The 26,551-nt window shown below is 75.1% G+C and carries 24 protein-coding genes; 7 read left to right on the top strand and 17 right to left on the bottom strand.

Going from position 1 to position 26,551, the window contains the following annotated elements; genetic code table 11:
* Window positions 1-3 precede the first annotated feature (3 nt).
* Window positions 4-2,385: a right-handed parallel beta-helix repeat-containing protein gene (locus tag G1H19_RS08605; protein ID WP_152729918.1), complete on the bottom strand. Its 2,382-nt coding sequence runs from the start codon at window positions 2,383-2,385 to the stop codon at window positions 4-6.
* A 148-nt stretch (window positions 2,386-2,533) separates the two neighbouring features.
* On the opposite strand from G1H19_RS08605, the gene G1H19_RS24455 reads away from it, so the two are divergent.
* Complete coding sequence (locus tag G1H19_RS24455; protein WP_152729919.1) at window positions 2,534-3,349, top strand: L,D-transpeptidase family protein; 816 nt, start codon at window positions 2,534-2,536, stop codon at window positions 3,347-3,349.
* 65 nt (window positions 3,350-3,414) lie between these two features.
* Here G1H19_RS24455 and G1H19_RS08615 read toward each other — a convergent pair whose 3' ends face one another.
* Together G1H19_RS08615 and G1H19_RS08620 are read right to left on the bottom strand one after the other, a co-directional pair.
* Window positions 3,415-7,008 carry an ATP-binding cassette domain-containing protein gene (locus tag G1H19_RS08615; RefSeq protein WP_202925863.1) on the bottom strand — a complete coding sequence of 1,198 codons (3,594 nt, stop codon included), beginning with the start codon at window positions 7,006-7,008 and terminating at the stop codon, window positions 3,415-3,417.
* Between the two features lie 116 nt (window positions 7,009-7,124).
* Window positions 7,125-8,324, bottom strand: a complete 1,200-nt coding sequence (locus G1H19_RS08620; RefSeq protein WP_152729920.1) for an acyl-CoA dehydrogenase family protein — start codon at window positions 8,322-8,324, stop codon at window positions 7,125-7,127.
* A gap of 123 nt (window positions 8,325-8,447) precedes the next feature.
* Here G1H19_RS08620 and G1H19_RS08625 point away from each other — a divergent pair, with 123 nt between their 5' ends.
* Window positions 8,448-9,188 carry a hypothetical protein gene (locus G1H19_RS08625; RefSeq protein ID WP_152729921.1) on the top strand — a complete coding sequence of 247 codons (741 nt, stop codon included), beginning with the start codon at window positions 8,448-8,450 and terminating at the stop codon, window positions 9,186-9,188.
* Between the two features lie 34 nt (window positions 9,189-9,222).
* On the opposite strand, the gene G1H19_RS08630 is transcribed toward G1H19_RS08625, so the two are convergent.
* The 3 genes from G1H19_RS08630 to G1H19_RS08640 all read right to left on the bottom strand — a co-directional run bounded on the left by G1H19_RS08630 (window position 9,223) and on the right by G1H19_RS08640 (window position 12,179).
* The gene (locus tag G1H19_RS08630; RefSeq protein WP_162392757.1) at window positions 9,223-10,176 is read right to left on the bottom strand and encodes an HpcH/HpaI aldolase/citrate lyase family protein; all 954 of its coding nucleotides are present in this window, start codon (window positions 10,174-10,176) and stop codon (window positions 9,223-9,225) included.
* A gap of 156 nt (window positions 10,177-10,332) precedes the next feature.
* A complete protein-coding gene (locus G1H19_RS08635; RefSeq protein WP_235909715.1) occupies window positions 10,333-11,265 on the bottom strand; it encodes a DMT family transporter in 933 nt (310 codons plus the stop codon).
* The gene (locus G1H19_RS08640; RefSeq protein WP_152729922.1) at window positions 11,262-12,179 is read right to left on the bottom strand and encodes a PhzF family phenazine biosynthesis protein; all 918 of its coding nucleotides are present in this window, start codon (window positions 12,177-12,179) and stop codon (window positions 11,262-11,264) included. Before G1H19_RS08640 ends, G1H19_RS08635 begins: the two co-directional genes overlap by 4 nt.
* Before the next feature lie 24 nt (window positions 12,180-12,203).
* Between G1H19_RS08640 and G1H19_RS08645 the strand changes: the two genes are divergently transcribed.
* Both G1H19_RS08645 and G1H19_RS08650 read left to right on the top strand, forming a co-directional pair.
* Window positions 12,204-13,442, top strand: a complete 1,239-nt coding sequence (locus tag G1H19_RS08645) for a magnesium transporter MgtE N-terminal domain-containing protein (RefSeq protein WP_162392758.1) — start codon at window positions 12,204-12,206, stop codon at window positions 13,440-13,442.
* A complete protein-coding gene (locus G1H19_RS08650) occupies window positions 13,435-14,055 on the top strand; it encodes a DUF1003 domain-containing protein (protein WP_162392759.1) in 621 nt (206 codons plus the stop codon). Before G1H19_RS08645 ends, G1H19_RS08650 begins: the two co-directional genes overlap by 8 nt.
* On the opposite strand, the gene G1H19_RS23080 is transcribed toward G1H19_RS08650, so the two are convergent.
* Window positions 14,048-14,515, bottom strand: a complete 468-nt coding sequence (locus G1H19_RS23080) for a GNAT family N-acetyltransferase (RefSeq protein ID WP_202925864.1) — start codon at window positions 14,513-14,515, stop codon at window positions 14,048-14,050. The genes G1H19_RS08650 and G1H19_RS23080 overlap by 8 nt on opposite strands.
* Window positions 14,512-15,135: a P-loop nucleotide/nucleoside kinase family protein gene (locus G1H19_RS08660; protein WP_162392760.1), complete on the bottom strand. Its 624-nt coding sequence runs from the start codon at window positions 15,133-15,135 to the stop codon at window positions 14,512-14,514. Before G1H19_RS08660 ends, G1H19_RS23080 begins: the two co-directional genes overlap by 4 nt.
* A 115-nt stretch (window positions 15,136-15,250) precedes the next feature.
* Between G1H19_RS08660 and G1H19_RS08665 the strand changes: the two genes are divergently transcribed.
* A complete protein-coding gene (locus tag G1H19_RS08665; RefSeq protein WP_162392761.1) occupies window positions 15,251-16,789 on the top strand; it encodes an alpha/beta hydrolase domain-containing protein in 1,539 nt (512 codons plus the stop codon).
* 20 nt (window positions 16,790-16,809) lie between these two features.
* On the opposite strand, the gene G1H19_RS08670 is transcribed toward G1H19_RS08665, so the two are convergent.
* Complete coding sequence (locus G1H19_RS08670; protein ID WP_162392762.1) at window positions 16,810-17,121, bottom strand: AzlD domain-containing protein; 312 nt, start codon at window positions 17,119-17,121, stop codon at window positions 16,810-16,812.
* On the bottom strand, window positions 17,118-17,795 hold the full coding sequence (locus G1H19_RS08675) for an AzlC family ABC transporter permease (protein WP_162392763.1): 678 nt from the start codon (window positions 17,793-17,795) through the stop codon (window positions 17,118-17,120). Before G1H19_RS08675 ends, G1H19_RS08670 begins: the two co-directional genes overlap by 4 nt.
* 172 nt (window positions 17,796-17,967) lie before the next feature.
* Between G1H19_RS08675 and G1H19_RS08680 the strand changes: the two genes are divergently transcribed.
* Window positions 17,968-19,125 (top strand): Mrp/NBP35 family ATP-binding protein, encoded by a 1,158-nt coding sequence (locus G1H19_RS08680; protein WP_152729924.1) that lies wholly within the window; start codon window positions 17,968-17,970, stop codon window positions 19,123-19,125.
* A gap of 72 nt (window positions 19,126-19,197) precedes the next feature.
* On the opposite strand, the gene G1H19_RS08685 is transcribed toward G1H19_RS08680, so the two are convergent.
* The 5 genes from G1H19_RS08685 to sigE form a co-directional block, all read right to left on the bottom strand.
* Complete coding sequence (locus G1H19_RS08685; protein ID WP_152729925.1) at window positions 19,198-20,151, bottom strand: hypothetical protein; 954 nt, start codon at window positions 20,149-20,151, stop codon at window positions 19,198-19,200.
* A 362-nt stretch (window positions 20,152-20,513) separates the two neighbouring features.
* A complete protein-coding gene (locus tag G1H19_RS08690; RefSeq protein WP_162392764.1) occupies window positions 20,514-20,912 on the bottom strand; it encodes a twin-arginine translocase TatA/TatE family subunit in 399 nt (132 codons plus the stop codon).
* 67 nt (window positions 20,913-20,979) lie between these two features.
* A complete protein-coding gene (locus G1H19_RS08695) occupies window positions 20,980-22,554 on the bottom strand; it encodes a S1C family serine protease (protein WP_162392765.1) in 1,575 nt (524 codons plus the stop codon).
* Between the two features lie 65 nt (window positions 22,555-22,619).
* Window positions 22,620-23,177 (bottom strand): anti-sigma factor family protein, encoded by a 558-nt coding sequence (locus tag G1H19_RS08700; protein WP_152729926.1) that lies wholly within the window; start codon window positions 23,175-23,177, stop codon window positions 22,620-22,622.
* Complete coding sequence (sigE, locus tag G1H19_RS08705; RefSeq protein ID WP_235928067.1) at window positions 23,174-23,827, bottom strand: RNA polymerase sigma factor SigE; 654 nt, start codon at window positions 23,825-23,827, stop codon at window positions 23,174-23,176. The genes G1H19_RS08700 and sigE overlap by 4 nt, the downstream gene beginning before the upstream one ends.
* A 186-nt stretch (window positions 23,828-24,013) precedes the next feature.
* Between sigE and G1H19_RS23085 the strand changes: the two genes are divergently transcribed.
* The gene (locus tag G1H19_RS23085; RefSeq protein ID WP_162392766.1) at window positions 24,014-24,697 is read left to right on the top strand and encodes an O-methyltransferase; all 684 of its coding nucleotides are present in this window, start codon (window positions 24,014-24,016) and stop codon (window positions 24,695-24,697) included.
* A gap of 18 nt (window positions 24,698-24,715) precedes the next feature.
* Here G1H19_RS23085 and G1H19_RS08715 read toward each other — a convergent pair whose 3' ends face one another.
* Entirely contained in the window at window positions 24,716-25,384 is a 669-nt protein-coding gene (locus tag G1H19_RS08715; protein ID WP_202925865.1) for a 2'-5' RNA ligase family protein, read from the bottom strand.
* Window positions 25,282-26,502 (bottom strand): glucose-1-phosphate adenylyltransferase, encoded by a 1,221-nt coding sequence (gene glgC / locus G1H19_RS08720; RefSeq protein ID WP_152729927.1) that lies wholly within the window; start codon window positions 26,500-26,502, stop codon window positions 25,282-25,284. The genes G1H19_RS08715 and glgC overlap by 103 nt, the downstream gene beginning before the upstream one ends.
* Between the last annotated feature and the right edge of the window lie 49 nt (window positions 26,503-26,551).

Below are 26,551 nucleotides of genomic sequence, written 5' to 3' on the forward strand. Positions count from 1 at the left end.
GGGTCAGCCGGTGTAGTCCGGACGGGCCTTCACCGGGGTCGCCCGCGGGCTGGTGCCGGTGACCGGAGCGACGGTGCGGGCCACGGCCGGGGCCTCGACCGAGCCGGCGTCGACCCGGGCGGTTCCGTCGCCGTTGCCGTCCAGCGGGCGGGTGACCCCGCGCTGGTCGGTCATCAGGTTCACGCCCTCCACGGCCTCGTCCATCGCCTCGGGGACGAGCACGCCGGCGTCGATCACCGGGCTGCCCGGCGCGGGCAGCCGGGTCGCGGTGGGCCCGCCGTTGGCGGCGAGCGCACCCAGGCGCGGGTCGCTCACCCCGGTGACGTCGACGTCCCCGGCGAGGCGGCCCGGGCCGTAGGGCAGCGCCGCCTTCAGCACGTTGCCGCCGTAGGAGACGACCGGGCCGGTCACGTCGGCGCCGGTGTTGCCGGCGAGCACGGTGTTCGCGATCGAGGCGGCGCCGGTGATGCCGCTGGAGTTGCCGGTGACCGTGGCGTGCAGCAGGTCCACCGTGCCGGCGACGCTGTACACGCCGCCGCCCTGGCTCGCGGCGGTGTTGCCGCTGATCGTGGAGTTGATCGCGACGACCTCGCCACCGTCGTTGTAGACGGCACCACCACCCACGGGCGCCGTGGTGCCGGTGGCGGAGTTGCCGCTGAGCGTCGACTCCAGCACCGCCAGGAAGCCGGTGGCGGAGTTCCACAGCCCACCGCCCTCGACGGCCGTGTTGTCGCTGACCGTGGAGCCCTGGACGAGCACGTCGCCGGCCCCGGTCAGGTGCAGGCCACCGCCGTTGCCGGGCGGGCCGGTGACGGCGTTGCCGCTGAGCGCGACGCCGGTGAGCACGGTCGCGGTCTCGTCGGTGCGGCCGGGCGCCGTGGCCGTGGGCAGCAGCGGCCCGGCCTCGATGCCGCCACCGGCGCGCACCGCGGTGTTGCCGGCGACCGTCGAGGAGTCGACGAGCACCTCGCCGGTGATGTTCAGGATGCCGCCGCCGGAGCCCAGCGTGCCGGTCGCCCGGTTGCCGCGGACCTGGGAGCCGCTGATCGCGACGGCGCCACCCTCGGTGAAGACGCCGCCACCACCCTGGTCGGCCAGGGCGCCGGTGGCGGTGTTGTCGGTGATCTCGCTGTTGGTCACGACCATCTCGCCGACCGCGGAGTTCCACAGGCCGCCGCCCTCGACGCCGGTGTTGCGGCGCACGGTGGAGGCGTCGACGGTGACCGTGCCCGCACCGGTGACGTGCAGGCCGCCACCGTTGCCGGGCGGGCCGGTGACCACGTTGTCCGAGAGGTCCACGCCGGTCAGCGTCGTGGTGGTGGCATCCGCGCGGGCGGGCGCGGTGGCCGTGGCCAGCAGCGGGCCGGCCTCCACCCCTCCACCGGCGCGGACGGCGGTGTTCCGGGTGATCGCGGACTTGGTCACGGTGACCCGGCCGGTGACGCTGAGGATGCCGCCGCCGGAGCCCGCGGCGCCGGTCGCGTCGTTGTCGTCGATGGTCGAGGCGTCGACCGTGACGGCCCCGCCCTCGGTGAAGACTGCGCCACCGCCCTGGTCGGCGAGGGCACCGTTGGCGACGTTCTGCCGCATCGTGCTGCCGGTGACGGCCAGCGTGCCCGTGGCGGAGTTCCACAGCGCACCGCCCTCGGCGGCGGCGTTGCCGGTCAGCGTGGAGCCTGCGACGGTGGCGGAACCGGCACCGGTGATGTGCAGCCCACCGCCGTTGCCGGGCGCCGCGCCGCCGTTGTTGCCGGTGAAGGTCGAGCCGGTGACGGCGGCCTTCCCGCCGGCCAGCACCTCGACGGCGCCACCGGCCCGGGTGGCGGTGTTGCCGGTGAACGTGCTGCCGGTGACGGTCAGCGTGCCGGCGGTGGCGACGGCACCGCCGCTGCCGGCGGTTGCCGCGGGCGCGCCCGGGTTGAGCGCGGTGCTGTTCTGGATCGTCACGCCGGTCAGGGTCAGCGCGCCGCCGGCGGCGACGCGGACGGCGCCGCCGTTCTCGGTCGCCGGGGCCACGCCGCCGGTGATCGTCATGTTCGTCAGGGTCAGCGAGGCCCCGGGCAGCACGTCGAAGAGGCGGTCGACGCCCGCGGCGTTGAAGACCGACCCGTTCCCGTCCACCACCAGCTGGCCGATCACGTCGATGTCGCCGCCGGCGTTGGCGTCCTCGCTCGCAGCACCCGCGGACAGCGTGAAGGCACCGGCAGGCGCGATGGTGATGGTGTCCGCCTCGGCGGTGCCGTTGGCGGTGGACACGGCGGCGCGCAGGCCGGCCATGTCGGCGCTGCTCAGCGGCACGTTGGCGGCACTGGCGTTCAGCGGGTTGAACACGGCCATCCCGCAGAGGACGGCAGATGTTGCCAGCACGGTGGTGATACGTCGCATGTCTGGTCGTCCGTCTGTGTGGAGGGTGGGCCCCGTTCCGCCCTGTGAGGCACAAGCTATGTCAATACTGGTGACCAACTGGTGACCTGCCGTGCGACACGGCCAGCGTTTCGTGATGCTGCGTGACGCGGCACTACTGTCGGTGCTCGTGACCTCGTGGACAGCGCTGCTCGGTACGACCCGCCGCCGCCTCGTCGCGGCCGGCACGGTGGTGGTCCTGGCCCTGGCCGTGCTGCTCGCCGTCCTGCTGCCCGGGGACGAGCCGGTCACCCGGCCGACCGCGGACCCGACGCCGACCACCGCGAGCGCCTCCCCCGCCGTCCCGGACGCACCCCCGGAGACCCCCGCCGCCACGTTCCCGACCACGGTCGCCGCGGCCGTCGTCGACGAGGTGGACGTGTTCGCCGGGCCCGACGCCGGCGCGGCGCCGGTGCAGTCCCTGGACGCCGGTGACCAGCTCTCCGGGCAGCTGACCTTCGTGGTCGACAGCCAGCAGGGCGACTGGCTGCAGGTCCAGCTGCCGACCCGGCCCAACGGCTCCACCGGCTGGGTGCGTGCCGCCGACATGAGCCTGACCTCGCACGACTACAGCATCGAGGTGCGGCTGGCCGAGCACCGGATGCTGGTGCGGCAGGCCGACGCCGTCCTGCTGGACACCCCGGTCGGGGTCGGCGCCGCCGACGCGCCCACCCCCGGCGGCACGTACTACCTCAAGGAGCTGCTGCAGCCGCCGGACCCGGACGGCGGCTACGGCCCGTACGCCTACGGTCTGTCCGGCTTCTCCACCGTGTTCACCAGCTACTCCGGCGGGGAGGGCGTCATCGGCATCCACGGCACCGACGCCCCGGAGACCGTCGGCACCGACGTCAGCGACGGCTGCATCCGGGTCACCAACGAGGTGGTCAGGCAGATGGTCGAGGACATCGGGCTGCCGCTGGGCACCCGGGTCACGATCACCGCCTGACCGGACGGGACGTCGGGTCCGCGCGGCCTCCGCGACGTCGCCGGGCCGGACACCGACGGTGCTCCTCACCCGGCCAGGTGGCCCCACGCCTCGGCGAGGTCGGTCCACCTGCCGGTCGCCGCCACCCGGCCGCCCTCGAGCACCACCACCTGGTCGGCCAGCGCCAGCGCGGCCCGCTTGGCGGTGGCGCCCACGACCGTGGTCCCGCGGTCGCGCAGCGCCGCCCACAGCTCCAGCTCGGTGCGCGCATCCAGGGCCGAGGACACGTCGTCGGCGAGCACCAGCTCGGCGTCGGTGGCCAGTGCCCGGGCGAGCGCGAGCCGCTGCGCCTGCCCGCCGGACAGCCGCACCCCCCGGTGGCCGACCAGGGTGCCGACCCCGCCCGCGGCCAGCACGTCGGTCTGCATCCGGGCAGCGACCAGCGCCCCGTCGACCTCCCGGTCGTGGCCCAGGGCGACGTTGTCGGTGATGGTCCCCGACAGCACGCGCGGCAGCTGGGCCACGTGCGCCACCTGGCCGGGCCGCAGGAACAGCTGCGGGTCGCCGACCACCGTGTCGTTCCAGCGGATGGTGCCCTCGTGGTCGGCCAGTCCGGCCAGCGCGGCCAGCAGGCTCGACTTGCCCGAGCCGACCCGGCCGACCAGCAGGGTGAGCGACCCGGCCGGCACGTCCAGATCGACCTCGGAGACACCCACCGTCCCGTCGTCGTGCACCACCGTCACCCCGGACAGGCGCAGCCGCTCCAGCCGGACTCGGTCTCCCACCGCCGGTGCCGGGGCGCTGCCGGCGACCAGGTCGACTCCGGGCGGGACGGACACCAGGTCCTCCCGGCCCGCCAGCCGGGTCGCCTCGCGCAGCCATGCCCCGGCGATCGGCCGCTCGACGACGGCCAGCCCGGCGGTGGTGCCGTACCAGCCGAAACCGGCCACGGCCGTGCTCACCGTCAACGCGGTGGCGAGGTCCCAGGCCCCGGTCAGGTGCAGCGTCCACGTGGCGACGACGGCCAGCTGCACCAGCAGCACGGGCGCGCCCTCCAACAGCGTGCGGATCCGCGTCTCCCGCACGGTGGCGCCGACCCGACGCGCGTCTACCTGCTCGAGGTGACGCTGGACCGGGCCGGTGGCCGCGGCCAGCTTCACCGTGCGCACGGCCTCCAGCGCCGAGACCAGCTGGCGGCCGAAGTCGGCTCGCAGGTCACCGGCCACCCGCCCGGCGCGGCCGGCCAGCGGTGCGCCCAGCGCGGCCACCAGAGCCGACCCGACGATGACGCCGCCGGCGACCAGGCCGGCGACGGGCTGACCGGTGACGACGACGGTCAGCACCGTGGCGCCGGCTCCCAGCACGACGTCGATCCACCGGTCGGTGAGGTTGAGCAGCCGGTCGGAGTCCAGCGCCCGGGCGGTCACCTCCCCCGGTGGGGTGCGGGCCAGCCGGCGCTGCTCGGTCTGCCCGCGCAGCACGGCCAGCCGCAGCCGCAGGGTGACCCCGGTCCACCACAGCGGGAACCAGCGGAAGGCGAAGCCGACGAAGACCGAGGACACCACCAGGGACGACGCGAGGGCGATCGCCGTCCCGGCCGGGCCCTCGCCCCGCTCCAGCCCGGCGACCAGCTCGCCCCAGAGCGCGCCGGTGAGGACCCCGTAGGTGCCGGTGACCGACCCCAGCCAGAACGCCAGGCCGGCGGTCAGACCCCAGGCCGGGTGGGCGAGGACCGCCCGCGTCACGGTGCGGGCCAGCCGGACCCGGGGCGGGTCGGGCGGCGGTCGAGGCTCCCGCCGCTCCCCGGCGGTGGCCGGTCCCGTGTCCGGCGTGCCGCGGGCCGCCCGCTCCCCGGTGACGGTGGGGCCGGGCCCGTGCGGTGCGGGCGTCTGCGGCTCGGGCAGGTGCGGCTCGGGCAGGTGCGGCGCGGGCAGGTGCGGCTCGGCCAGGTGCGGCTCGGGCGTGGTGGCGTCCAGCGTGCCCCCGGCGCCTGCGCCGGCCGCCACGAGGAGGTCGCGGAACGGTCCGAGGGTGGTCGCCAGCTCCGTGCGGGGGCCGTGCTGCACGATGCGCCCGGCGTCCAGGACGGCGACCGCGTCGCACCAGCGGGTGGTGCCCAGCCGGTGGGCGACGACGATGCCGGTGCGGTCGCGCAGCAGCCGACGGGTGGCTCGGGTGACCAGCTGCTCGGTGGCCGGGTCCATCCGGGCAGTGGCCTCGTCGAGCACCACCACCCGTACGTCGCGCAGCAGCAGCCGGGCGAAGGCCACCAGCTGCTCCTGCCCCGCGGACAGGGTGGTGCCCCGGGGTCCGATCTGGGTGTCCAGGCCGTCAGGGAGCGAGTCGACCCAGGAGGTGAGGCCCAGCTCGGCCACGGCCGCCTCGACCCGGTCGCGGGGCACGTCGGCGAACAGGGTGAGGTTCTCCGCGAGGGTGGCGCCCAGCAGCTCCGTGCGCTGGGTGACCACGCCCACGCCGGCTCGCAGCTGCTGCAGGTCGGTACCCGTCACGTCCTGGCCCCCGACCCACACGGTGCCCGGTGGCGGCTCCACCGCGCGGGAGAGCAGTTTGGCCAGCGTCGACTTGCCGGCGCCGCTGCGTCCGACCAGCGCGCAGGTGGTCCCGGCGGGCACCACCCACCCGTCGATGCGCAGGTGGAACGGCTCGGCGTGGCCCTCGCCGTCGTAGGCGAAGTCGAGCTCCCGCACCTCCACGGTGTTGTCCGTGACGGGGAGCGGCGCGCCGCCGGTCGGCTCGGGGGCGGTGGCCATGAGCGTGCGGATGCGGGTGAGGGCGCCCAGGCCCTCGTGCATCTCGGGCAGGTGGTGGTTCACCTCGTCGAGCCGGCCGACGAAGGTGGTGACCAGCAGCCAGAGCGTGACCAGGGTGGCGACGTCGAGGGTGCCGCCGTCGACGAGTGCGATCGCCAGCAGCGCCAGCGCCGCGAGCAGCCCGTGCAGCACCAGCCCGCTGCGCAGCGCGACCCGTGCGGCGACCCGGGAGGTGCGCCCGTTCCGGCGCAGGATCTCCGCCGACCGCTGGGCGAACTGGGCCAGCACGTGCGCCTGCCCCAGGGAGGTACGGACGTCGTCGCGACCGGCGACCGCCTCCTCCAGCTGCGCCGCTCCGTCGGACCAGGCCTCTTCCTCCACGGTCTTGGACCGGGCCAGCTCCGGGGTCAACCGGCGGACGGCGGCCAGCACGACCACCGCGACCAGCGGGAAGGCGACCCAGGCCGGCCACCAGACCACACCGGCGGTGACCCAGGCGAGCACCGAGCGCAGCACCGCCCGGCCCATCGCCCAGCCGCTGATCCGCAGCAGGGTGGCGAGCTGACGGGTGTCGTCGTCCACGCGGTCCAGCAACTCGCCCACGCCCTGTCCTTCCAGCGTGGTCAGCGGCTGGTGCAGCACAGCGTCGAGCAGGTCGGCCCGCAGCACGCCCTCGGCCCGGCCGACCGCGGTGGCGAACAGGGTGCGGCCCACGACCTCACCGGCCGCGGCCACGACCAGGAGGCCGGCGAGGACCCCGACCAGGCCGGCGGTCGGATCCTCGGCGATGCGCCCGGTGACCACCGTCCCCACCGTCTCGATGACGGCGGCGGTCACCGCCAGCACGAACGCGACGACGGTGCCGGGGCCGGCCAGCCGCCGCAGACCCCGCGGCGCGTGCTGCCGCACCCGCCCCACCTCCGCCCGGCTCGTGTCCGGCCCACCCGTGGGGCCCGCGCCGGACGTTAGAGCGCCCCACCGACGGTCCGCGCCTGGATATCACCCCGATCGGCGCCGCCCGGCGGTCAGCGCTTGCTGGCGTACTCCTTGAGCAGCCCGCGGCTGATGATCGTCTTCTGGATCTCGCTGGTGCCCTCGCCGATGAGCAGGAACGGCGCCTCGCGCATGAGGCGCTCGATCTCGTACTCCTTGGAGTAGCCGTAGCCGCCGTGGATGCGGAAGGACTGCGTGGTCACCTCGGCGCAGTACTCGCTGGCCAGCAGCTTGGCCATGCCGGCCTCGACGTCGTTGCGCTGGCCGGAGTCCTTCAGCCGGGCCGCGTTGACCATCATCATGTGGCTGGCCTCCACCTTGGTGGCCATCTCGGCGAGCTGGAACGCGATCGCCTGGTGCTGGGCGATCGGCTTGCCGAAGGTCTCCCGCTGCTGGGCGTACTCGACGGCCAGCTCGAAGGCCCGGATGGAGATGCCGCAGGCGCGGGCGGCCACGTTGACCCGGCCGACCTCGACGCCGTCCATCATCTGGGCGAAGCCCTTGCCGGGCACGCCGCCCAGCACGTCGTCGGCGCTGGCGTGGTAGCCGTCGAAGACCAGCTCGGTCGTGTCGACGCCCTTGTAGCCCATCTTGTCGATCTTGCCGGGGATGGTGAGCCCGGGCTTGACCTCGCCGAAGCCGGCCGGCTTCTCCACCAGGAACGCGGTGAGGTTCTGGTGCGCCTTCTCCGCGCCCTCGTCGGTCTTGACCAAGGCCGCGACCAGCGTGGAGCTGCCGCCGTTGGTCAGCCACATCTTCTGGCCGTCGATGACGTAGTCACCGTTCGCGTCCCGCTTCGCCTTGGTGCGGATGGCGGCGACGTCGGAGCCCAGGCCCGGCTCGGACATGGAGAACGCGCCGCGCACCTCGCCGGTGGCCATCCGGGGCAGGAAGCGCTCCTTCTGCTCCTGCGTGCCGTGCTGCACCAGCATGTAGGCGACGATGAAGTGGGTGTTGATCACACCGGAGACGCTCATCCAGCCGCGGGCGATCTCCTCGACCACCAGCACGTAGGTGAGCAGCGACTCGCCCAGCCCGCCGAACTCCTCCGGGATCATGAGGCCGAAGAGCCCCATCTCCTTCATGCCGTCGACGATCTCCTGCGGGTAGGTGTCGGAGTGCTCCAACTCCTGCGCCCGCGGGATGATCTCCTTGTCGACGAACCGCTTGACCGTGGACAGGATCTCCTGCTGCACGTCGGTCAGGTCGAGGGTCTGGGCCAAGCGGGTCATGAGGTCTCCTCCGGGGACTCCGGTGTCCGGGCTACCGGCGAGTATGGACGACGACGACGCCCGCGCCGGGGTGTCCCTGCTCACGGTCACCCCAGCTGGGCACGGGCGGCTAGCGTCGTGGCGGTGACGACCCGACCGACACGCGCCCTGACCGCCGCCGCCGCCACCGCGATGCTGCTGCTCGCCGGGTGCGGTGGCGGGGACGCACCCGACCCCGCCGACGCGACCGCCGCCTCGACCAGTGCGGTGCCGGACGGGCCGACCGCCGCGGCCACGCCCACCGCCGTCGAGCCGTCCGTGGCCGCGGCCGAGGCGTCCGCGGCGGCCGCCGCCGACCCGGCCGCCGCCACCGACCCCGCGGGCGCCGCCCTGGCCAGCGCGCTGCGCGCGGCCGACCTGCCCGCGGGCTGGAGCGTGCAGGCCAACCCGGTCGTGGCCGGTGACCTCGGGCAGAGCCTGGCCGGCATCTGCGGCTACGCCTTCACCTCCGAGGACCGGCGCACCGCCAAGTACCCGGTGGTCGGCGTCGACCCCTCCGGCGCGGCCGGGATCACCAGCGAGGCGATCGCCTACGACTCCCCGGAGAGCGCGTCACTGGCCCTCACCGAGCTGGCCGCGGCCTTCCAGGGCTGCCCGCCGGAGGACTACACCTTCGTCCAGACGCCCCCGGCGGACGGGCTGGCGCCGCAGAACTTCCGGGTCGCCTACCAGCTGAGCACCGGGTTCCTGCAGGTCGTGGTGGGCCAGGCGCGCGGGTCGGTGCTGTCCGTGCTGATCGGCAGCGACCAGGCCGCCGTGCTGGCCGCCGGCGGCTCGATCGCCCAGCGGCTGGCGCTGCTCCCGGCGGCTGCCGTCGGCGGCTGAGCGGGCCGGGGCAGCACGCCCCGGCCCGGTCGGCTCAGGCGTCCGGCGGCGTGAAGACCGAGGTGCGGGTCAGACCGGCGGCCCGGCCCTTGTTGGCCATGACCAGGGCCATCTTGCGGCTGGCCTCGTCGATCATCTCGTCACCGAGCATGGCCGAACCCTTCTTCCCACCGGCCTCCGACGTCGCGTACTCGTAGGCGTCGAGGATCAGCTCGGCGTGGTCGTACTCCTCCTGCGACGGCGCGAAGATGGCGTTGGCGGCGTCGATCTGGCCCGGGTGCAGCACCCACTTGCCGTCGAAGCCGAGCACCGCGGCGCGCTTGGCGACCTCCTCGAAGGCCGGCACGTCGCGCACCTGCAGGAAGGGCCCGTCGATGGCCTGCACGCCGCGGGCGCGGGCGGCCATGAGGATCTGCATGAGGATGTAGTGGAACGGGTCGCCGGGGTAGTCCGGGTGCAGTGCACCGACGACCAGCGACTTCATGTTGATGCTGGCCATGAAGTCGGCCGGGCCGAAGATGATCGTCTCGATCCGCGGGCTGGCGAAGGCGATGTCGTTGACGTTGATCAGGCCCTGCGCCGTCTCGATCTGCGCCTCGATGCCGATCCGGCCGACCTCGAGGCCGTTGCTCTTCTCGATCTGGGTGAGCAGCATGTCCAGCGCGCGCACCTGGGCGGCGTCGGCCACCTTCGGCAGCATGATCGCGTCCAGGTTCGCCCCGGCGCCCTCGACGACCTCGACCACGTCGCGGTAGGTCCACTCCGTCGTCCAGTCGTTGACCCGGACCGCCCGGATCTTGTCGCCCCAGCCGCCCTCGTTCAGCGCCGCGACGATGTTCTTGCGGGCGCCGGGCTTGGCCAGCGGGGCGCAGGCGTCCTCCAGGTCCAGGAACACCTGGTCGGCCGGCAGGCCCTTGGCCTTCTCCAGGAACCGGGGGTTGCTGCCCGGGACGGCGAGGTTGGAACGACGGGGACGGAGCTCGGCCACGATGCCTCCTGCTGGGGTGGTGCTGCACGGTCATGACGGCACACCGGGAAGGTCCGGCGTCGCCGGAGGGTAACCACGCGGCCCGCCTCGGGCGGCATCCCAGCGGCCAGACGTGAGGCGGTCCACAGCGCGCGCTCACCCGCGATGGGGACCCGGTCAGCCGACCGGCTCGGCCACGACCGGCCGGCTGGCCCGCACCACCAGACCCACCCCGAGGACGACGGCGGCCATGCCGGGCAGCGCCAGCAGCGGCGGCGCCGCCTGGCCCAGCGCCAGGGACACCAGCAGCGCCCCCGGCACCTCCAGCAGGATCGCCAGGCCCACGATGGTCGGCCCCACCGAGGACACGACCAGGTTGAACAGGGTGTGCCCGAGCAGCTGGGCGACGAACGTGATGGCCGCGATCAGCCACCAGTCCTGCGCGCTGAAGCCGGTCAGCGGCACCCCGACCGCCAGCGCCGCCACCGCGATCACCACCGCGCAGGTCGAGTAGCAGACCACCGCGTACGCCGAGGTGGCCAGCCGCTGCCGGGCGTGCGCCCCGGCCAGCACGTACCCGGCGGCGCAGACCGCGCCCAGCAGGGCCAGCCCGTCCCCGGCCAGTGCCCGCAGGGACACCGTGACGTCGACCCCGGCGATCAGCCCCGCCCCGACGACGGCGAGCACCAGGCCCCACCACACCGCGGCCGGCAGCCGCACGCCGGTGAGCCGCGCGGCCAGCGCCGTCCAGATCGGGGTGGTGGTCACCAGGGCCACCGACGCGGCCACCGTGGTCATCGACAGGCTGGGCAGCCACGCGGCGAAGTGCGCGGCCAGCAGCACGCCGCCGAGCACCGAACTGCGCAGGTCGCGGGGCCGCAGGCCGGCCAGCGTGCCTCGCTCCCGGGTGAGCAGCACCGGCAGCAGCGCGGCCGCCCCGGCGGCGTTGCGCCAGAACGCGATGGCCAGCACCGGTGCCACGACCAGTGCGGTGAGCGGCCCGGACAGCGAGATGCCGACGACGGCGATGCCCATGAGCAGCACGTCGCGCCCCCCGGGGCGGTGCAGCGCCCACGCCGGCGCCGCGGTGACGCTGTCGGCGGCGCTCATGCCCCGTCGGGTGCCGGCACCCGGATGACACCGCGGGCGACCGGCAGGACGTCCCCGGCGACCGTGGCCCGCTCGGCCCGGCCGCCGCTGCTGGTCACCGTGCAGCGCAGCACCGAGGGCCGGGCGATCTGCTCGCCCTGGTGCAGCACGAAGTCGGTGGTGCCGTCGGGCACCAGGCCGACCGCGGCCAGCCACACCCCGGTGCCGAGCGCGGCGGACCCGGTGGCCGGGTCCTCCTCCCACGCCATGCCTCCGGCGAAGACCCGCACGGTGCCGGTGCGGGTGGCGGCGTCCCAGACCAGCAGGGAGATGCCGCCCTCCACGTCGGGCAGCAGCCGGGCCAGCGCGGTGCGGTCCGGCACCGCCCGGGCGAGCGCCTCGGGCCGCACCTCCAGCTGGGCGAAGTCGATGCCGCAGCCGACCAGGTGCGCGGGGCGCCCGGTGAGGTCCGCGGCGGTCAGGCCGACGGCGGCGGCCAGGTCGGCGGCGTCGGGCGCGGGTCGCAGCGACACCGGCCCGCCGGTGAGCCGGGCACCGTCCGGGCCGACCTCGACCGGCACGACGCCGACGCCGCACTGCTGCTGCAGCGTGCCCGCCGGCAGCAGGCCCAGCCGCACCAGCGTGTGCGCGGTGCCCACGCTGGGGTGACCGGCGAAGGGCAGCTCGACCGACGCGGTGAAGATCCGCACCCGGTACCCGGTCGCGGTCACGTCGGAGACGAACGTGGTCTCCGACAGGTGGAACTCCGAGGCGATGGACTGGCACTGCGCCGCGGTCAGGTGACCCGCGTCCAGGACGACGGCCAGCGGGTTCCCGGCGAAGGGGCGCGGGGCGAAGACGTCGACCACCTCGTAGCGGAGGCCGGCCTCGCCGAGACCGTGGTCACCGACGCCGCGCGCACGGGGATCCGCCATGGCGCGACGGTAACCTCGCTCCTCGTGACCACGGTGAGCAGGGCCTACGTCTCCCGGATGGCCGCGCTCACCGTCTTCGACCCCAACGGCGACCGGGTCGGCAAGCTGCGCGACGTCGTCGTGGCGCTGCGGGTGGACTCCGCCCCGCCGCGGGTGCTGGGCCTGGTCGTGGAGATCGTGGCCCGCCGCCGGATCTTCATCCCGATGGGCCGGGTCACCGGGCTGGACGCGGGCTCGGTGGTGCTGGGCTCGGGCACGCTGAACCTCAAGCGCTTCGAGCAGCGGGCCGGGGAGACCCTCGTGCTCGGGGAGCTGCTGGACCGCTCGGTGCGCATCCTGGAGAACGACCGCCCGGCCACTGTCGTGGACGCCGGCATGGAGCAGACCCGGACCGGTGAGTGGGTGCTGTCCCGGGTCGCCGTCCAGGAGCCGGGCCGGATCGGGCGCCGCGGGCAGCTGCGCCAGCTGGCCTGGGACGAGGTGAGCGGGCTGGCCCTGCCGCAGGGCGGGCAGGGCACCGAGACGCTGCTGGCCACCTACCGCGACCTCAACGCCGCCGACCTGGCGCACGCCCTGCAGGACCTGCCGGTCAAGCGCCGGCACGAGGTCGCCGAGGCCCTGGACGACGACCGGCTGGCCGACGTGCTCGGCGAGCTGCCCGAGGCCGAGCAGATCGGCATCCTCGGCACGCTGGCCGACCGGCGGGCCGCCGACGTGCTCGAGGAGATGGACCCCGACGACGCCGCCGACCTGCTCAACGAGATGCCCGGGGCCGACCAGCAGCGCTACCTGGAGCTGATGGAGCCCGACGAGGCTGAGTCGGTGCGCCAGCTGCTGGCCTACAACGAGGACACCGCCGGCGGGATCATGACCAGCGAGCCGGTGATCCTCACCCCGGACGCCACGATCGCCGAGGCGCTGGCCCGGGTGCGCGAGCCCGAGCTCACCCCGTCACTGGCCAGCCAGGTGTACGTGTGCCGGGCACCCTCGGCCACCCCGACGGGCAGGTACCTGGGCCTGGCGCACATCCAGCGGCTGCTCCGGGAGCCACCCTCCACGCTGGTCAGCGGCGTGCTGGACGACCTGGAGCCGCTGCGCCCCGGCGCCACCCTCAACGAGGTCACCCGCTACTTCGCCACCTACAACCTGGTCGCCGCCCCGGTGGTGGACAGCCAGGGCCGGCTGGTCGGCGCGGTCAGCGTGGACGACGTGCTGGACCACCTGCTGCCCGACGACTGGCGCGAGCAGGCCCGGCGTGGCTGACGGCCCCCGCGAGGGCGCGCGCCGGCTGGACCAGCCGCGGGCCGCCCGGGGCCTGGGCAACCTGGTGCGGCTGGACCCGGACACCATCGGCCGGCTCGCCGAGGGCATCGCCCGGTTCCTGGGGACGGGGCGGTTCCTGGCGATCCAGACGATGATCGTGGTCGTCTGGATCGCGCTCAACGTCTTCGCGGTGCAGCTGCGCTGGGACCCGTACCCGTTCATCCTGCTGAACCTGGCCTTCTCCACCCAGGCGGCCTACGCCGCGCCGCTGATCCTGCTCGCGCAGAACCGGCAGACCGACCGCGACCGGGTGCAGGCCGAGGAGGACCGGGCCCGCGCGGCGAGCACCCGGGCCGACACCGAGTACCTGGCCCGTGAGCTGGCCTCGCTGCGGGTGGCCGTCGGTGAGCTGGCCACCCGGGACTTCATCCGCGGGGAGCTGCAGCGGGCCATCGGCGGCGACGAGGGCGACGCGGCGGCCGCCGCGGCCGAGCGCAAGAAGAAGCAGAAGAAGAAGCGCGAGGCCGCCGCCGCGGCGGCCGCGGCCCGCTCCGGGTCGTCGTCCACCGCCGACCGGCGGCCGCCGCGGCGCCGGGAGGAACCCCTCAGCTGACCGTGCGCTCCCGGTACCAGTGCATCTCGTGCCCGGTCGCGGTGAACGCCTCGTTGCCCACCAGCCGCCCGGTGGTGGTGCTGGTGACCACGAACCCCTCGCTCTCGTAGAGCGCCCGGGCGGCGTCGTTGCCGTCGAGCACGGTGAGCTCCACCTCGGCACCGGCCCGCTCCAGCGCGTGCCGGAGCAGCGCCCGGCCCACGCCGCGCCGGTGGCAGGCGGGGTCGACGTACATCCAGGTCACCTCGGCGTCGGAGAACGCCAGGAAACCGACCACCCGGCCGTCGAGCTCGGCCACCCACAGGTCGCCGTCGAACAGGCCCTCGCCCTCGTACGTCTGCTCCAGGGTGAGGAAGGCCTCGACGCCGACGGAGGCGGCCAGCTCGCCGAGCCGGGCGGCGTCGTGCACCTCGGTGACCCGCTGCCAGTCGGCGGGTGCGTAGTCGCGGATGGTGATCACGGTGCTCTGCCTACCGGCTCGGCGTCGCCGGCACCACCGAGTTCCCCGGGGTCGGCGCTGCCCTCCCGGTGGACCGTCGCCGCGGCGATCCGGCCGGTGCGCCGGGTGGCCTCCGGGGTCAGGGCGGCCGTCAGCGCCGCCTCGACCGCCCCCAGCGGGTCCGGCCCGGCCGTGTCGACGACGACGTGCGGCTCGGTCCACGCGTCGACGTCGCGGCGGGCGACCTGCTGCCAGCTCGGCACCACGTGCCCCGGCAGGTCGGCGTGGCGCTGCTCCACCCGGCGCCGGTGCTCGGCCCGGTCGCCGCAGACCAGCCGCACCCAGCGCACCGGGGTGCCGGTGGCCGCGGCCAGCTCGGCGAACGGCGCGCGGGAGGCCGCGACCGGGAAGACGGCGTCGACCACCACGTCGGTGCCGGCCTGCAGGCAGGTGCCGGCCATGGCCAGCGCCAGCTCGTACCCCGCCCCGCCGACGTCGTCCTGCCCGGCGACCAGGCCGCTGCGCACCAGCGCGGCCTCGACGGCGTCGATCCGCACGTGCGCGGCCCGCAGCCGGCCGGCCAGCTCCCGGGCCAGCGTCGTCTTGCCGACCCCGGGCAGCCCACCGATGAGCACCAGCACCGGGTCAGCATGCCCGAGCGGCGCCGGCCGCCTGGTCGCCCCGCCGGCCGGGACCCGGCGCGTGGGTAGGGTGGCCGGCGTCACTTGCCGGCACACAGCCAGGAGATCCCGGACGATGCACCGACGCAGCCCGGCCCGAGCCCTCGCCGCCGTCCTCGGGCTGGTGACCGCGGTCACCGTCGGCATGCCGGGGGCCCAGGCAGGCGACCGGTCCCCGCTGGTGTCCGCCGTCACCGGCATCGAGGCCACCACGACGCAGCTGACCCTGGCCGGTGCCTCCTGGACGCGCACGGTGGGCACGGTCAGCGGGGTGGTCGACCCGCGCGAGCAGGTCGCCGGGCTCGCCGGCCTGCCGGTGGACGCCGCCGGGCGCCACCACTACACGTCCGAGTTCGAGGTGCTGGCGCCCACCGGGGCGACCCGGGCCGACCTCGTGCTGGTCGAGGCGGAGAACCGCGGCTCACCGCTGGTGCTCGGCGCACTCCAGGACCTCACCCTGCCCGTCGGCTCCCCGACCAGCCCGCGGGCCATCAACTGGCCGCCCGGGCTGGGCAACGGCTTCCTGCAGTCGGTCGGGGTCTCCTACGCCCGGGTGCAGTGGGAGACCGGCATCTCCGCCGGGGTGCCGGCGACCGCGCAGGGCATCGGCGAGGTGATCACCCGCGACTTCGGCCGGCTGCTGGAGGGGACCGACCGGGGCGTGGCCGACCGGCGCGGGCTGCCGGTGTTCGGCGCCTCACTGCTGGCCGGGGTGAGCCAGAGCGCGTGGTTCGTGAACACGCTGGTCGACGAGGGGTTCAACGCCGACCCGCGCACCGGCCGGCGGGTGTTCGACGGGGCCCTGGCCGTCGACGGCACCGGCAACCGGTTGGCCATCAACCGGCTCGCCGGCACGGCGCCGCAGCAGCCGTACCTGCTGCCCGACGGCGTGCCGGTCACCATCGACCAGCTGCTCACCCGGCACCGCAGCGACCCGCTGTACGTCGACGTCGCCAACTACACCGACTTCTACCGGCTGCGCGCCAGCGTCTCGGACCAGGCGCCGCGGCGACCGGACGCGCGCCGTTACGACTGGCCGTCCCCGCACGCCGGGACCAGCTTCCCCGACGCGGTGGTGTTCGGCCTGCTGCGCTGCAACGACGGCTCGGTGGTACCGCGCAACCCGATCGACTACCGGCCCCACCTGCGCACCCTGGTGACGCAGTTCGCGACGGCGCTCACCCACCCGGGCGCGGGCGCCCGGCGGGCGCTGCCGCCGTCGGCGCTGTTCGAGCTCACCGCCGCCCCGGCCGCCTCGGCGACCTTCAACGCGCTGCCCGGCGTCGCGCTGTCGGTGCCCCGGGTCGACCCGGACACCGCGCAGCCGCTGGGCGGCGTGCGCTTCCCGGAGGCGACCGTGCCGCTGGGCCGGCCGCTGCCCGTCGCGCTGCCCCCGGTGAGCACCCGGAACATCCTCGACGTCTGCGGCAACTGGGGCGGGTGGCAGCCCTTCACGGCCGGCGAGCTGGCCACCCGGTACGGCACGGTGGACGACTACCTCGCACGCTACGCAGCGGCCGTGGACGAGCAGGTCCGGCAGGGGTACCTCCGCGCCGAGGAGCGTGCGCCGATGCTGGACGCCGCCCGGGCCGCCTTCCTGTCCGCGCCCGCCTGACCGCTGCGGGCCCGCCGAGGTCAGCCGGTCAGCACCTGCACCAGCGCCCCGGCGGCACCGGCCAGCAGCAGCACCACGACGAACGGCGCCCGCAGCGCCAGGGCCAGCGCCGCGACGGCCAGCCCGACCAGCCGGCCGTCGAGCACCAGCTCGCTGCCGGAGGTCGCGGCCTGCACGGCCACCAGCGCGCCGAGCAGCGCCGCGGGCACGAACTCCACCACCCGGGCGACCACCGGGTGCTCGACCCACGCGGCCGGCACCGACAGCCCGGCCACCTTGAGCAGGTAGCAGCCCACCGCGCCGACGACGACGGCGACCCACACGGTGCTCACCGGCGCCCCCGCCCGGCCAGGGCGACCGCCACCACCGCCGCCACCACCTGCACGCCGGCCGGCACCACCGGCGTCAGCGCCAGGGCGACCAGCGCACCGCCCAGGGCCACCCGGCGCTGCGCGGGCGCCTCGTCCCAGCCCCGCTGCAACCGCGGCCACAGCAGCGCCAGGAACGCCGCGGGCACGACGGCGTCCAGGGCGGCCTGCGCCGTGGCCCCGAGGGCGGCGGCGCCGAGGGCACCGACGACGGTCATCGCGTTCCAGCTGAGGTAGAGGCTGGCGCCGCCGGTCCAGAACGCCAGCCGGGCCAGGTCGCGGTCCGGGGCGGCCAGCGCCAGCGCCGTCGTCTCGTCGATCACCCAGTGCGCCGTCCCGAGCCGGCGCAGGGTGCCGCGCGGCTGCAGCAGCGGCAGCAGCCGGACGCCGTAGACGGTGTTGCGGGTGCCGAGCAGCAGCGCGCTGCCGACCGCGGCGAGCGCTCCCCCACCGGCCCCGAGCACGCCGACCAGGGCGAACTGCGAGGCGCCGGTGAACATGAGCGCGGACAGCGTCAGCGCCTGCCACACGTCCAGCCCGGCGGCGTCGGCGGCGGCTCCGAAGGCCACGCCGTAGAGGCCGACCGCGACCCCGAGCCCGACGGCGTCGCGGACGGTCTGGGCACGGGTGGACGGCACGCCCCCGACCCTAGGCAGCACCCCCCGGCGCCGGTGCCACGGTCGTCACACCGCCGCGCCCAGGTGCCCCCTGTGCGCCGCCGTACAGTGGAGGAGGCCCGGTGCGAGGGTCGCCGCCGATGCGGCGACTCCTCGATCCCCTGGCCTCCCCGTCGAAGGAGACACACCGCAGATGCCCGACACCCTGACCGGCTCTCCGGCCCTGGACGCCGTGAACGCGGCCCTCGCCACCGTCCAGGACCCCGAGATCAACCGTCCGCTGCCCGAGCTGGGCATGGTGAAGGACGTGCAGATCGGCGTGGGCGGCGACCCGGGCGCCGTGCGGGTCGACGTGTACCTCACCGTCTCCGGCTGCCCGATGCGCGAGACGATCACCAACCGGGTGACCCAGGCCGTCTCCGCGGTCGCCGGCGTGACCTCGGTGCAGGTCGAGCTGGACGTGATGGACGACGAGCAGCGCGCCGAGCTGCGCCGGACGGTGCGCGGCGACGCCGCCGAGCCGGTCATCCCGTTCGCCCAGCCCGGTTCGCTGACCCGGGTGTACGCGGTCGCCTCGGGCAAGGGCGGCGTCGGCAAGTCCAGCGTGACGGTGAACCTGGCCGCGGCGCTGGCCAAGAAGGGCCTGTCCGTCGGCGTCGTGGACGCCGACATCTACGGCCACTCGGTGCCCCGCATGCTCGGCGTGGACGACAAGCCGACGCAGGTCAACGACATGATCATGCCGCCGCAGTCCTACGGCATCAAGGTCATCTCGATCGGCATGTTCACCCCGGGCAACACCCCGGTGGTGTGGCGCGGGCCGATGCTGCACCGCGCGCTGCAGCAGTTCCTCGCCGACGTGTGGTGGGGCGACCTGGACGTGCTGCTGATGGACCTGCCCCCGGGCACCGGCGACGTCGCGATCTCGGTGGCCCAGCTGGTGCCGAACGCCGAGATCCTGGTGGTCACCACGCCGCAGCAGGCCGCCGCCGAGGTGGCCGAGCGCGCCGGCGCGATCGCCACGCAGACCCACCAGCAGGTGGTCGGCGTCATCGAGAACATGTCCTGGCTGGACCTGCCCGACGGCAGCCGGATGGAGCTGTTCGGCTCCGGTGGCGGTGAGGCCGTCTCCGACGCGCTCACCAAGACCCTGGGCGCGCGGGTGCCGCTGCTCGGCCAGATCCCGCTGGACACCCGGGTGCGCGAGGCCGGCGACAGCGGTGCGCCGATCGTGCTGGCCCAGCCGGACGCCCCGGCCGCCCAGGCGCTGCAGAAGATCGCCGACGGCCTGGCCGTGCGCCAGCGCGGCCTGTCCGGCATGTCGCTGAGCCTGACCCCGGTCCGCAAGTAGTTCCGGCCGCACGACCACGACGGCCGGTCCCCCACACGGGGACCGGCCGTCGCCGTCTCCGGCCGGCGCCCGTCAGCTGAGCAGGCGCCGCACGCCCAGCCCGTCGCCGGTGATGACGCCGGTGGCCGTGGTGTCGTCCTCGGTGACGTCCCCGTTCGCGTCCACCAGGGTCGGGGAGGTCGCGACGAACACCGCGTCGTCGGGGTTGCCGTAGGTGAGGACGCGCGTCGTCCGGGGGTTGGTCGCCCCGCCCGAGGTCGGCAGCTCCGCGGACAGGAAGTACTGGTTGCCGCGGCGCACGGCCAGCTGGTCGGCGCCGTCGGCGTCGGTGGCGGTGGGCTTGCCGCCGACCGTGGTCTGCGGCGCCCAGTCCCCGGCGTAGACGGCGTCGTCGGGGTTGCCGAAGAGGAAGTCGGCGTCGGCCGTGCCGGTCCTCAGGTCGTTCTTGACGAAGAAGTGCCCGTCTCGGACCACCATGAGGGTGTCGCCCTTGCCCGTCACCCCGGGTGCCGGCGCCCTGACCTCGCCGTTCCAGTTGCCCACGAGCACGTGGTCCTCGGGGTCGCCGTAGGTGAACACCGTGTCGGCCACGCCCGACGTCCGGACGTCGTTCTTGACGAAGTACGTGTTGCCCCGGCGGACGGCGAGGCTGTCGATGCCGTCGCCGTCCCAGTCGCCGACGTGGACGTCGTCCTGCACGTCGCCGTAGCTGAACACCGTGGCCGTCACCGACGGGTCGACCCGGCCGGGCACGTGGAAGGTGTTCCCACGGCGGACCATGGGGAGGTCGCGGCCGGTGCCGTACCAGTCCCCGACGTACGCCAGGTCGTCGTCCTCACCGAAGAGGATGCCCCGCTGCGCCTGGCCGTCGACGTTGAACGCACCGCTGAAGAGGTAGACCGGGCCGCGGCCCTCGACCTCGCCGCCGGTGGTGAAGCGGGCGGCGGCGGGTGTCATGGTCGCGATGGTCAGCGCGGTCAGGGTCGCAGCGGTGAGCGCGGGGAGCCGGGCGGCACGGGTGGACATGCGTCTCCTGTCGTCGGCCGCTCGATGCGGTCCGGGGTACAGCGGTGCCCGTGGACACGGCTCGCGGACCGCGGACTCGTCGCCTCCCGCCCGTCCTGTCGCCGACCACGACGGTCGGCGTGCGGCCGCCGACGCCACGCCGGCGACCCGGGCAACGGCGGGCCGTGCCCGGATCGGCGGCTGGCTCAGCATCCCAGCGAGTCGGGGCTGCTGCGCGGCGGCTCAGCGGGAGAGGTGCACGAAGACGATGCCGGCGGACTGTCCGGTTGTGACGGACTCTGCGTCCCGGGAGCCCCGTCCGGTCGGTGGGGTCGACCCGGGCCGCGGCGGCCTCGGCGTCGCGCCGCCGCCCGGGCCCGCAGTCAGGTGGCGTCGAGGTCGAACGGGGGCGGGACGCTGCGGTCCCGGCGGACGGCGCGCGTGGCACCGGCTGCGGCACCAGCAGCGGCCGCGCCGGGGACGCCGGCCGACCCCGGCCCGCTGCCGCGGCGCACGGGCGGGCCGTCGTCGTCGTCGTCCAGCAGCTGCTTGCGGATGAAGGTCTTGGGGTTGTACTGCCGCAGGTCCATGTCGCGCAGCTGGTCGAAGTCCTCGCCCAGCGAGTCGTGCAGCTGCCCGCGGACGCCGGTGACCGCCGAGCGGACCCGCTTGAGCCCGTCGGCGGCGTCCTTCGCGAGGCTGGGCAGCCGTTCGGGGCCGAAGATGAAGAGCGCGGCGAGCCCGAGGACGATGATCTCGCCCCAGCCGATCGAGTCGAACACCCCAGCTCCTCTCGTGCCCCCGTGGTCGCGCCCAGCGTAGGTGTCCCGGCTGGGGGCACTGCTGACGCTAGGCGGTGCCCAGTGTGGCGGTGACCGTGCGGGAGGCGCCGCCGCGGACCAGCTCGACCTCGATCTGCTCACCGGGGTCCTGCGCGTCGACGGCGACGGCGAGCTCCTCGGAGCTGCCGATCCGGGTGTCACCGACCCTGATGATCACGTCCTGCTCGTCGATGCCGGCCTGCTCGCCGGGGCCACCGGGGTCGACGTTGAGCACCAGGGCGCCGTCCCGGGTGCCGTCGGTGACCGACCGGGTGCTGACGCCGAGGCTGGCGTGCACCGCCTCGCCGGTGGTGATCAGCTGCTCGGAGATGTCGCGGACGGTGTCGATGGGGATGGCGAAGCCGAGGCCGATGGAGCCGCCGGTGGTGCCGTTGCCGCCGAGGGAGGCGATGGCCGTGTTGATGCCGATCACCGCCCCGGTGGCGTCGACCAGCGCGCCGCCGCTGTTGCCCGGGTTGATCGGGGCGTCGGTCTGCACCGCGCTGATCACCGCGTTGGTGTCGCTGCCCTCACCGGACAGCCGCACCGGCCGGTCCAGGGCGCTGACGATGCCGCTGGTCACGGTGCCGGCCAGCCCCAGCGGGGAGCCGATGGCCACCACCGGGTCACCGACGACGACGCTGTCCGACGTGCCCAGGGTGGCGGCCAGCAGCTGCGGCTTCTCCACCTTGATCACGGCGATGTCGCTGGCCGGGTCACGGCCGACGATGCGCGCGGCCGACCCGCTGCCGTCGTTGAAGACCGCCCGGATCTCGGCTCCCTCGACGTCGGCGGCCCCGGAGATGACGTGGTTGTTGGTGACGATGTAGCCGTTCTCGGCGTCGATCACCACGCCGGAGCCGGTGGCGCCGGCCTCCCCGACCCGCACCTCCACGGACACCACCGCGGGGCTGACCCGGCCGGCGATGTCGGAGACGGAGCCGGGCTCGCGGGTGATGCCCTCCGACGTCTGGGACAGCTGGGCGTCCGGGCTGAGCAGTGGCTCCTCGTCGGCCGTGCGGGTGAGCAGCCAGCCGGCGCTGCCACCGACCGCACCGGAGAACAGCATCACCAGCACGGTGAGGATCGACAGCGGGATCGACAGCTGCCGCACCCGCAGCCGGGTGCGTCCCCGGGCGTCGGTGACCAGCGGCCCGGGCTGCTCGTCCTCGTCGGGGTACTCGGCCGGGGCGCCCAGCGAGGCGGGTGCGTAGGGGTCGCGCCACGGGTCGGCGGCGGCGTCCGGCTTCCACCAGGGCGCGCTGGCGGTGCGCCGGCGGGGGGCGCGGCCACCGGGTGGGTCGCCCAGGCCGCGCTCACCCGGCCGGCCAGGGGCGAAGGCGCGCAGCACCGCCTCCGGGGGCGGCGGCGGTGCGGCGGGACGGGGCAGGCCACCGGGCCGGTCACCGGCGAACGAGCCCCGCACGCGCTCGGGCCGGCCGAAGGCTGTCTGCTGCCCGGGCGCGGGAGGCAGCGGGGGGCGCGGCGGGGCGGGGCGGCGCTCGGGCGGCAGGTCGAAGGAGCCGCGCGCACCGCTGGGGCGGGCGTACTCCTGCTCGGCACCGGACGGAGCGGTGGCGCCGGGGCGGGTCGGGTCGGTCACCGGTCGAGTCTCCCCGGCGGGTGGGTCCTGCGCTCGTCCCGTGCCCTGGTGGTCCGCCCGCTCGCTCAGGGTGTGCCGCCTGCCGGCGACCGGGTGACGGTGATCGTGCGCACGACCGGCGGCACGACCTCGGTGCGGTCGGTGGAGGCGCCCGGGCCGGCCACGGAGACCGGCGGGTCCCACGGCACGCCGGTGGGCAGGTTGGCGGCGAGCGCGGCCACCCCGATGCCCACGCCGGTCACGACCCCGATCATGCTGCGCCGGAACCAGCGGGCGTGACCGGGCTGCGGCTCGGGCGCGCTGGCGGTCAGCGGCAGCGACCAGGAGGAGCCGCCGGCGGAGGCGGTGAGCGCGCTGCCGTCGGTGGACAGCACCGACGGGCTGCCGCCGACGTCGGCGGTGAACGGGATGTCCCGCAGCCGGGACAGCAGGTCGGTCGGGACGGCGACGTCCCGGGTGTCCAGCAGGGCGCTCTTGGCCTCCCGCTGCGCCTGCACCGCCATCCGGCACTGCGCGCACCCGCTCAGGTGCCGCGCCGCCCGGCCGGCCGCGCCGCAGCTGAGCTCGCCGTCGACCAGGGCGGCGACGGCGTCCTGGGACAGGTGGGTGACCGGGAGGCTCATGCCGGCTCGACCACGGCCGGGCCCGGCACGCGGCGCGGGTCGAGGTGGGCGAGGGCCTCGCGCAGCTGCACGCGGCCGCGGTGGATGCGGCTGCGCACGGTGCCGAGCTTGATGCCCAGGGTCGCGGAGATCTCCTCGTAGGTGAGGCCCTCGATGTCGCAGAGCACGACGGCGACGCGGAACTCCGGGCTCAGCGCGTCCAGCGCGGCCTGCACCTGCGGGTCCAGGTGGGTGTCGCTGTAGACCTGCTCGGGGCTCGGCGAGCTGCCGGGCAGCCGCTCGGTGTCCTCGGGCAGGGCGTCGAAGCGGATCCGCTGGCGCCGCCGGACCATGTCCAGGAACAGGTTCGTGGTGATCCGGTGCAGCCAGCCCTCGAAGGTGCCGGGCGAGAAGTCGGCCAGGGAGCGGAACACCCGGACGAAGGTGTCCTGGGTGAGGTCCTCGGCGTCCTGCGCGTTGCCGGAGAGCCGGTAGGCCAGCCGGTAGACGCGGGCCGAGTGCTCGCGCACGACCTGCTCCCAGCTGGGAGCGACCCAGCCGTCGACGCCGTCGGTCACCGCGCCGGCGACGCGGGTGCCCGCGACCGGCTGGTCGGGGGACGGCGGTGCGGCCTGGCCGGTGGTCTCGGCAGGCACGGTCGGTTCGGGCACGGCACCAGGATCGCAGACGGCGGGGGCGGCGACCTCCCCACCGGGGGTGTCGGTGGACAGGGGGCCAGGGCTCAGGCGCACACCCGGTCCAACGGTCGGCGCGCCGGAACGTGTTCCCGTTCCCCGCCGACGCCCAGGCAACCCACAGGTCCGGCGCCCGCCGGACCTGCCCACTACCCTCTCCCGGTGACCAGCGCCGGTGGACCGCCCCGCGCGACCCCGGCCGGGCCCGGCGCCGAGGTGCGGGCGGTGGCGGCCGCCTACGCCGACCGCTTCGCCACCGAGACCACCGCGCAGCTCGCGGCCCGGCACCGCGCTGCCTCCCTCGGCGGGCGCGCCCTGGTCGAGCCGGCCGTGGGCGCGACCCTGGCGGTGCTGGCCGCCGGTGTGCAGGCCCGGTCGGTGGTGTCCATCGGCAGCGCCGGCGGGGTGAGCGGGCTGTGGCTGCTGCAGGGCATGCGTCCGGACGGCGTGCTCACCGCGCTGGACGGCGACCCGGAGCAGCTGCGTTCGGCCCGCCGCGCGTTCAGCGAGGCCGGCATCCCGTCCGGCCGCACCCGGCTGATCTTCGGCACCCCCGCCGAGGTGCTGCCGCGGCTGTCGCCGGGCGCCTACGACCTGGTCACCTGCTGCGGCCCGCCCACCGAGTACCGCCCGCACCTGGCCGGGCTGCTCGGCCTGGTGCGCACCGGGGGCGCGCTGGTGTGCCACGGGCTGCTGGCGGACGGGCTGATCGCCGACCGCTCGGCCCGCGACCCGGAGACGGTGGCCTGGCGGGACGTCACCCGCACCCTGCGGGAGGACGACGACCTGCTCACCGCGGTGCTGCCGGTCGGCGCCGGCCTGCTGGTGGCGTCCCGCCGGGGCTGACCGGTCACGGGGGCTTCCTCAGCCGGTGAACGGGTGCTCGGCGACCGGTTCCCACGGCCCGCCGAGGTAGCGCCACAGGCCCAGCCCGCGGGCCGGTACCCGCTCGGGCACGAAGCCGGCGGTGAGCTCGGCGTGCAGCGCGCGGGCCCGCGCCGGGGTCACCTTGTTCTGCACGGTGATGTGCGCACGGAGCCGCTGCGCGTCCTGCCGGGTGAGCCAGGGCGCCCAGCCGACGGCCAGCCCGTCCCGCAGCGCGGTCAGCTCGGGTGCCGCGAGGTCGTAGGCCACGCCCCGGCCGAGCATCCGCACCCCGGTCACGGCGACGTCGAAGGGCGCGCGGTCCGCCGCGGCCGCGAGATCGGCGTCCACGGCGGCCAGCTGTTCCCCCGGGAGCGCGTGGAACAGCGTCACGTGCGCGGCGAGTCGAAACACCCCTTCCCCTCCACCACTCGCACGCTCGCGGCGGGCCCCTGGAAGGGGCCTCACCGGGAAGTGCTGGGCCCGCAACCGGTCGAACCGCGCCTGCGCCTCCTCCTGGAGCAGCAGGGTCACCACCAGCGGGGCCGCGGCGTCGCCGCCCGGCGTCACACGATGGCCCGGGCGCCCTTGCCGAGCACGGTGATCCCGCCGGCGCTGACGTGGTAGCGCTCGCGGTCGGCGGCCTCGTCGACCCCGATCCGTGCCCACGGCGGCACGACGACGTTCTTGTCCAGGATGGCCCGGCGCACCACGGCGCCCTCGCCGATCTGCACGCCGTCCATCAGCACGCTGTCCTCGACGCGGGAGCTGCGGTCCATCCGCACGCCCGGGGAGAGCACGGACCCCAGCACGGAGCCACCGCCGAGGATCACCCCGGCGCTGACCATGGACTCCTCGGCGCGGCCACCGAGCACGAACTTGGCCGGCGGGAACTGCGGCGGCAGCGTGTAGATCGGCCACTTGTCGTTGTACATGTTGAACACCGGCGTCACGGACACGAGGTCCATGTGGGCGTCGTAGTAGGAGTCGATGGTCCCGACGTCGCGCCAGTAGCCGTGGTCCCGCTCGGTGGAGCCGGGGATGACGTTGGTGGAGAAGTCGTAGACGTAGGCGTCGCCGGTGGACACCAGCATCGGCATGATCGAGCCGCCCATGTCGTGCACGGAGTCCTCGTCCTCGGCGTCCGCGCGCAGGGCCTCGAGCAGGGCGTCGGTGCTGAAGCAGTAGTTGCCCATCGACACGAAGCTCTCGTCCGGGGAGTCCGGCAGCCCGGGCGGGTCGGCCGGCTTCTCCAGGAACGCCCGGATCTTCTTGTCCTCGCCGGCGTCGATCACGCCGAACTCGGTGGCGTCCGCTCGCGGCACCCGCAGCGCGGCGATGGTGACGCCGGCACCGCTGGCCACGTGCTGCTCGATCATCTGCGCCGGGTCCATCCGGTACACGTTGTCGGCGCCGAACACCACGACGATGTCGGGCCGGTCGTCGTAGATCAGGTTGAGGCTCTGGTAGATCGCGTCGGCGCTGCCGGTGAACCAGCGCGGGCCCAGGCGCTGCTGGGCGGGGACCGGGGTGACGTAGCTGCCCAGCAGGCTGGACATCCGCCACGTGGTGGTGATGTGCCGGTCGAGGCTGTGGCTCTTGTACTGCGTGAGCACCGCGATCCGCCGGATGTCGGCGTTGACCAGGTTGGACAGGACGAAGTCGACCAGCCGGTAGTTGCCCCCGAAGGGAACCGCCGGCTTGGCCCGGTCCTGGGTGAGGGGCGACAGGCGCTTGCCCTCGCCACCGGCGAGCACGATTCCGAGTACCCGAGGACCACCGCGCATGGGGCGAACCTAACCGGATCATGGCCGCAGCGCGATCTCGCCCGGCTGG

Source organism: Goekera deserti (genome assembly GCF_010685995.1).
GTDB lineage: Bacteria > Actinomycetota > Actinomycetes > Mycobacteriales > Geodermatophilaceae > Goekera > Goekera deserti.